Annotated in this window: 8 protein-coding genes and 1 riboswitch; of the genes, 7 read left to right on the plus strand and 1 reads right to left on the minus strand. The window is 35.6% G+C overall.

The window, feature by feature from the left end; translation table 11 throughout:
- Window positions 1-86 precede the first annotated feature (86 nt).
- Window positions 87-266: riboswitch (cobalamin riboswitch) on the minus strand.
- Between the two features lie 531 nt (window positions 267-797).
- Window positions 798-1379, minus strand: coding sequence for a TetR/AcrR family transcriptional regulator (locus KGI01_RS13340; protein ID WP_141275086.1), 582 nt, complete (start codon window positions 1377-1379; stop codon window positions 798-800).
- A gap of 224 nt (window positions 1380-1603) precedes the next feature.
- On the opposite strand from KGI01_RS13340, the gene KGI01_RS13345 reads away from it, so the two are divergent.
- From KGI01_RS13345 to KGI01_RS13375, 7 genes are all read left to right on the plus strand, one after another.
- A complete protein-coding gene (locus KGI01_RS13345; RefSeq protein ID WP_141275087.1) occupies window positions 1604-2338 on the plus strand; it encodes a glucose 1-dehydrogenase in 735 nt (244 codons plus the stop codon).
- Between the two features lie 162 nt (window positions 2339-2500).
- Window positions 2501-2773, plus strand: a complete 273-nt coding sequence (locus tag KGI01_RS13350) for a LacI family DNA-binding transcriptional regulator (protein ID WP_218026254.1) — start codon at window positions 2501-2503, stop codon at window positions 2771-2773.
- Window positions 2774-2814: 41 nt separating this feature from the next.
- Window positions 2815-3243, plus strand: coding sequence for a substrate-binding domain-containing protein (locus KGI01_RS13355; RefSeq protein WP_141275090.1), 429 nt, complete (start codon window positions 2815-2817; stop codon window positions 3241-3243).
- 2 nt (window positions 3244-3245) lie between these two features.
- Window positions 3246-4124 carry a ribokinase gene (rbsK, locus tag KGI01_RS13360; protein ID WP_141275088.1) on the plus strand — a complete coding sequence of 293 codons (879 nt, stop codon included), beginning with the start codon at window positions 3246-3248 and terminating at the stop codon, window positions 4122-4124.
- Window positions 4125-4265: 141 nt separating this feature from the next.
- Window positions 4266-4988, plus strand: a complete 723-nt coding sequence (locus KGI01_RS13365) for a DnaD domain-containing protein (RefSeq protein ID WP_255314801.1) — start codon at window positions 4266-4268, stop codon at window positions 4986-4988.
- Window positions 4989-4990: 2 nt separating this feature from the next.
- On the plus strand, window positions 4991-5650 hold the full coding sequence (gene nth, locus KGI01_RS13370) for an endonuclease III (protein ID WP_068454306.1): 660 nt from the start codon (window positions 4991-4993) through the stop codon (window positions 5648-5650).
- Window positions 5647-5991 (plus strand): YpoC family protein, encoded by a 345-nt coding sequence (locus tag KGI01_RS13375; protein WP_141275089.1) that lies wholly within the window; start codon window positions 5647-5649, stop codon window positions 5989-5991. The genes nth and KGI01_RS13375 overlap by 4 nt, the downstream gene beginning before the upstream one ends.
- The last annotated feature ends 24 nt before the right edge of the window (window positions 5992-6015 follow it).

The raw sequence follows: 6015 nt of genomic DNA on the forward strand, positions 1-6015 counted from the left end.
CGAAGCGTTATCTATGCATACTGAAAAAGAGGAATAATTTCCCCGTCTATGCGCACAGAACACCACCTATCTCCACGTAGGTATTTGGTGTGTACTAGAAGATGGCTGGTCTCCTGACTTATGCTCAACATTTTTCAAGCCTTCCCATTAAAGAACAGTGGCGTTGTTTGAAAAACTCCCAATTACAGTTGCGGGACAGTGGCGAATTTACATCGCTCTTCCCATTTAAACTTATTTTCATAAGTACCATTTCTTACACGTTATGTAATTAGAGATTACTATAACATAAAACTATTAGAATAAAAAGAAAAAGAAGAATATTCGGAAAAATATATAACTATTTCATCTGAGAGATTTAATTATTAGAAAGAAGTTAGGAAATAAAAAAGTAATGTATCTTAAACACGAAGAAGTGAACCAATAGGTGTAGAAAACGACTTTCAGAAAAAATAGCTTGAGCTGAAAATTTTATAGGAAAGTAGTGATTAAAAGTTTGAATTTATATCCATATGCTACTGACTTAATGTAACGGAGAAAAAGAAGAATTCTGTATGATTTTCAGGTGGCACTTCAGTTTGAATAGGATGGTACATAACTGTGAAAATATCATCTTATATGAGCATGAAAAATTGGAATCGCGCTATGGTGAGTTTCCGATTTTTCGTTGAGAACTCTAAAAGAGAAAAGTGAAATGTTTTGTCTCATCCTCTTTTCTTCTGATGAATATTTAGTCACTTAAAAACTACATCCTAATTTTTAGACATATCTAAAAATTGGGATGTAGTTCAATCATACTTTTATAAAACTTCAGCTTCTTGAAACACCTTGCTTTGCAAATAGGTTAGTTTTTTTGCCATGACTTCCGGTTTCTCTTTGACATCTTGATTCATCCAATAAATAAAAAAGCCAAGACTTGCATATGTTGAATAGTAACTAAGCGCAGGTACTTCAATTGGTAAGTCATCTTTTAGTGCAATCTCTTTACCTGTTAGTTGTACGAGACTATCACAAAAACGATTTTGAGAACCAGGTAGTATTTCTCCTTTAATAATGAGAGAGAAAATGAATTGATTTTGATAAATATATTCAAAAATAGCTAAATGGAGTCGTTCATCTGTAGCTGAAATTTTACCAAGCGCTTGATAACTTTCTCTAAAATAAGTGAGTAGTTCTGTAAGATAGTCATCAAAGATTGTACAAAGAAGATCATCTACATCTTTATAGTGAGAGTAGAATGTAACACGATTACAGGTAGCTTGCTGTGCAACTTCCGTTACTGAAAGTGAACGCAAATCATGTCCTTCTTTTAAAAGATGGATGAGAGTAGCTTTTAGTTTTTTCTGTGTGCGTAAAATTCTACGATCTTGTGAAGAAGACATCAAATCATTCCTTTCATAATGTCATTATGCCATTATTTCCATTTAACAGAAAGTTTATAATTACCTAAATTAAACTATGTGTAAACAAGTTGTGTTATAATTAATTTAAAATTAAATAATTTATTATTAAAATATTTAACGATTTTCCATTGACGTTATGCATGAAAGTTTGTTAATTTACAGGTGTAGTTTATTTCTGGAAGATTTTAAGGAGGAGTTTTATAATGGCTCGTTTAGAAGGTAAAGTAGCAATTATTACAGGTTCAGCTCAAGGTATGGGAGCTGCACACGCAAAAAAATTCATCGAAGAAGGCGCGAAAGTCGTTCTTACTGATTTAAATGAAGAAAAAGGTAACGCACTTGCTGCAGAACTTGGCGAAAACGCTATTTTCGTAAAACAAAATGTTGCAAACGAAGAAGATTGGAAAAATGTTGTAGCGAAAGCTGAAGAAGCGTTCGGTCCAGTAAACGTACTAGTAAACAATGCTGGTATTACGATGGCTAAATCAATCACTGATACTTCAGTAGAAGATTACCGTAAAATCGTTGAAATCAACCAAGTTTCTGTATTCTTAGGTATCAAATCAGTTGTTTCTTCAATGGAAAAAGCTGGTCAAGGTACAATCGTAAACATCTCATCTCTTAACGGTTTAGTTGGTGGCGCTGTAGGTTACACCGATACTAAATTTGCTGTACGTGGTATTACAAAAGCAGCAGCTCTTGAGTTAGCTCCTAAAAACATCCGCGTAAACTCTGTACACCCAGGCGTAATCGCTACTCCAATGGTTGTTCAAGAAGATACAAAAGCTGCTGTTGAAGCATTTGCTAAACATATTCCACTTGGTCGCGTTGCTGAATCAGAAGAAGTTTCTAACTTAGTTCTTTACTTAGCTTCTGAAGAATCAAGCTACTCAACTGGTTCAGAATTCATCGTTGATGGCGGTATGTCAGCACGTTAATTCGTTTTACCAAACATTTATAGCTTCTATTGATTTTTTTCTATTGTATCTTGTGGTATTAGCAGGTAGAGAATCTTTAAAAAGAGGGATTGCGCATTGGCGTAGTCCCTCTTTTTATATAAAAATATGTGTTTGACATGATGATAAGAAGTCGTTATATTTATGCGGAACCGATACCATATAAGTTTCAAGGGAAATGAAAAGATACCGACAATTCGAAATATGGCAAAGGAAGCGGGTGTGTCTTCAACTCCTGTTTCACGTTATCTAAATAAAAATGGGCATGTAAGTGAAGAAGCGAAGAAATCCATTCATACGGCAATTGAGTTACTACATTATCGCCCTAATGAAATAGCACGTTCACTTGCGACGAAGAAAAGCCAACTGGTTGTTTTGCTTGTTCCAGATATTACGAATCCTTTTTTCCAGAATTAGCAAAAGCAATTGAAGACCAATGCTACCAATATGGATTGTTAATGATTCTTTGTAATATCGGAAATGAACGAATAGCAGGCTTTTATTCTTGCGCACAAACATTACAAACAGACGAAGTAATCAGTACGTATGAAGTGGAAGTGGTAAAAAATTCTGTGGTCGAAAAACTACAAAATCAAACATATAAAGCAATCTTTGCAAGTAGCGATGCGATGGCAGTTGGCGCGTTAAAAGCGATTCAACAAATGAATTTACGTATTCCAGAAGATATTCAGTTGATTGGCTATGATGGTATTCGCATGACAGAATGGACGACACCTACGATTACAACGGTTGCACAACAAATTACGCAAATTGGACAACGAGCTGTGCGCTGTTTATGGAAGCAAATGCAAAATGAAGATACGCTAGAACGTCACCAACTTGTAGCACCTATTTTAATAAAAAGAAATTCAACTAAAGGAGAATAAATATGATAACAGTCATTGGTAGTATTAATATGGATATTGTTGTAGAAACAAATCTATTTCCAAAACAAGGAGAAACCGTTTTAGGTGAGAGTTTTCACACTGTTCCAGGAGGTAAAGGAGCAAATCAAGCGGTGGCAGCGGCTCGATTAGGTGCGCATGTACATATGGTAGGTGCACTAGGTAATGATGCATTTGGACAAGTGTTACGAAACTTATTAAAAGTAGAAAGCGTAAAAGATCAGTTTGTAGAGACGACATCCACTGCTACAGGAATTGCCAATATTATTTTATTCGAACAAGATAATCGAATTATTGTAGTACCTGGTGCAAATCACGATGTTACAAAGGAGTCAATTGATGCAGCGCGTGAGCAAATTGCCAAGAGTGAGCTAGTCATTATGCAATTAGAAATACCACAAGAAACGGTAGAATACGCACTTGATGTGTGCCAAGAATTAGGTGTAAAAGTACTGTTAAATCCAGCGCCAGCAGAGAATTTTAAAGAAGAGTGGATGGACCGTGTCGCATACTTCACGCCAAATGAAACAGAGTGTGCAGATATTTTTAAAGACGATGTAGAAAATGCGCTTGAACGTTATCCAAACTGTCTAATTGTGACACTAGGAGCGAATGGTGCACGTTACTATGATGGTGAAAAACATGTCATTGTGAAAGGTTTTAAAACAGTACCAAAGGATACAACAGGTGCGGGGGATACATTTAATGGTGCTTTTGCTTATGCTCTAACTACAGGTGTAGGAATCACAGAAGCGGTAAAATTCGCGAATATTGCAGCTTCTTTATCTGTTGAAAAATTTGGCGCACAAGGCGGTATGCCAAAAGTGGAAGCAGTGCAAGCTCGTTTAAAAGAAGCAAGATAGATGAGAAGTGATGAGGATTAAACCTCGTCACTTTTTTATATGAAATAAAAACACAAACCATGCAATTTCATGTTCATACTTTTTACTTCAGTGTTATAATGTACGTTGAAACTTTTGAAAAAGAGAGGAGTCAAAAATCAAATGCAAAATGAACAAATGAGGCTCCAAGCGTGGGTTGAAAGTGGGCAAGTTGCTGTACCACAATTATTTTTTAAGCATTATAAAAATCTTTCATTAACAGACGAAGAAGCATTATTGTTACTACAACTTCATTCCTTTATAGAGCAAGGTGTTGATTTCCCGTCACATACTGATTTAGCACAACGAATGAATGTAAAAGAACAACAAATTATGTTTTGTCTACAAGGGCTTTTACAAAAAGGTTTGATTCAAATCGAACAAAAGACAAATCAGGACCATATTTTATATGAAAAAATAAATTTATTTCCACTTTGGATGCGTCTATTAGATTGCGAACAAAATACGCAACAGCAAATCGAAGTAAGTCAGGAACAAATGGAGGAAGGGCAGTTATTCCAAATGTTTGAGCAGGAGCTAGGTCGTCTCTTATCACCGATTGAGATTGAAACGATTTCGATGTGGATTGACCAAGATGGACATACACCTGATTTAATTCGTCAAGCTTTAAAAGAAGCCGTACTAAGTGATAAAGTAAGTTTGAAATATATGGATCGTATTCTTTTTGAATGGAAAAAGAAAAATATTACAACGACGAAAGCGGCTTTGCGACACGCAAAAGAGTATCGTGAACATACAATTAAAACACCGACTAGAATCGATGAGGATGTACAGTCAGTCGTGAAAAAAGCGCCGTTTTATAATTGGTTAGAGGAGAGAGAATAACGATGTTAACAAAAAAGCAATGGCTTGAATGTTTGGATAAAATGGACGACATGTATCCAGATGCACATTGTGAATTAGTGCATGAAAATCCATTTGAATTAACAATAGCGACGTTATTATCTGCACAATGTACGGATGTTTTAGTAAATAAAGTGACGAAAACATTATTTCAGAAATATAAAAAACCAGAAGATTATTTAGCTGTGCCTCTAGAAGAACTAGAACAAGATATCCGTTCTATTGGTTTATATCGTGCAAAAGCTAAAAATATTCAAAAGTTATGTCAGCGATTACTAGAGGTATATAATGGAGAAATTCCAGACCAGAGAGAAGAACTGGTGACATTGCCAGGTGTTGGACGAAAAACAGCGAATGTTGTATTGTCTGTTGCGTTTGGAGTTCCAGCAATGGCTGTAGATACACATGTAGAGCGTGTAACCAAACGACTTGGTTTATGTCGTTGGAAAGATAGTGTGTTGCAAGTCGAAGAAACAATTATGAAAAAAACACCGATTGAACGTTGGAATAAAGCACACCATCAGCTTATATTCTTTGGACGTTATCATTGTAAATCGCAACGTCCAGGTTGTCATGCATGTCCATTATTTGACGTGTGTCGAGAAGGTCAAAAACGTTTTAAAAAGGGGTTAGTGGAACAATGATTCAATGCAATCAAGAAAAAATTCAAAAAGAACAAGTGGATACATGGTTCAATGAATGGAAGTCACTAGCCGAAAAGATTCATGAAGCACATGATCGACGCGATCGTTCGGCAGGAGATTATATGGAACAAGGTATTAACCTATATGAGACGTTCATTTTACAAGCTTCGAATCAAACACATTTTGATGTAAAAGAAGAATACGAAATATTGCCGATTAATGCAGGAGAACGATTAGCTTTTATTAAAAGAAGACCCGGACAATACGCATGTTATCGTCAATTAGATGAATTATTTCTGGAAACGAAAAAACGATGTGCACGTTTACGCTTAAAGAAATAGATGAACGATTAAAGAGCTTGGGAC

This window comes from Kurthia gibsonii, assembly GCF_006539985.1.
Classification (GTDB): domain Bacteria; phylum Bacillota; class Bacilli; order Bacillales_A; family Planococcaceae; genus Kurthia; species Kurthia gibsonii.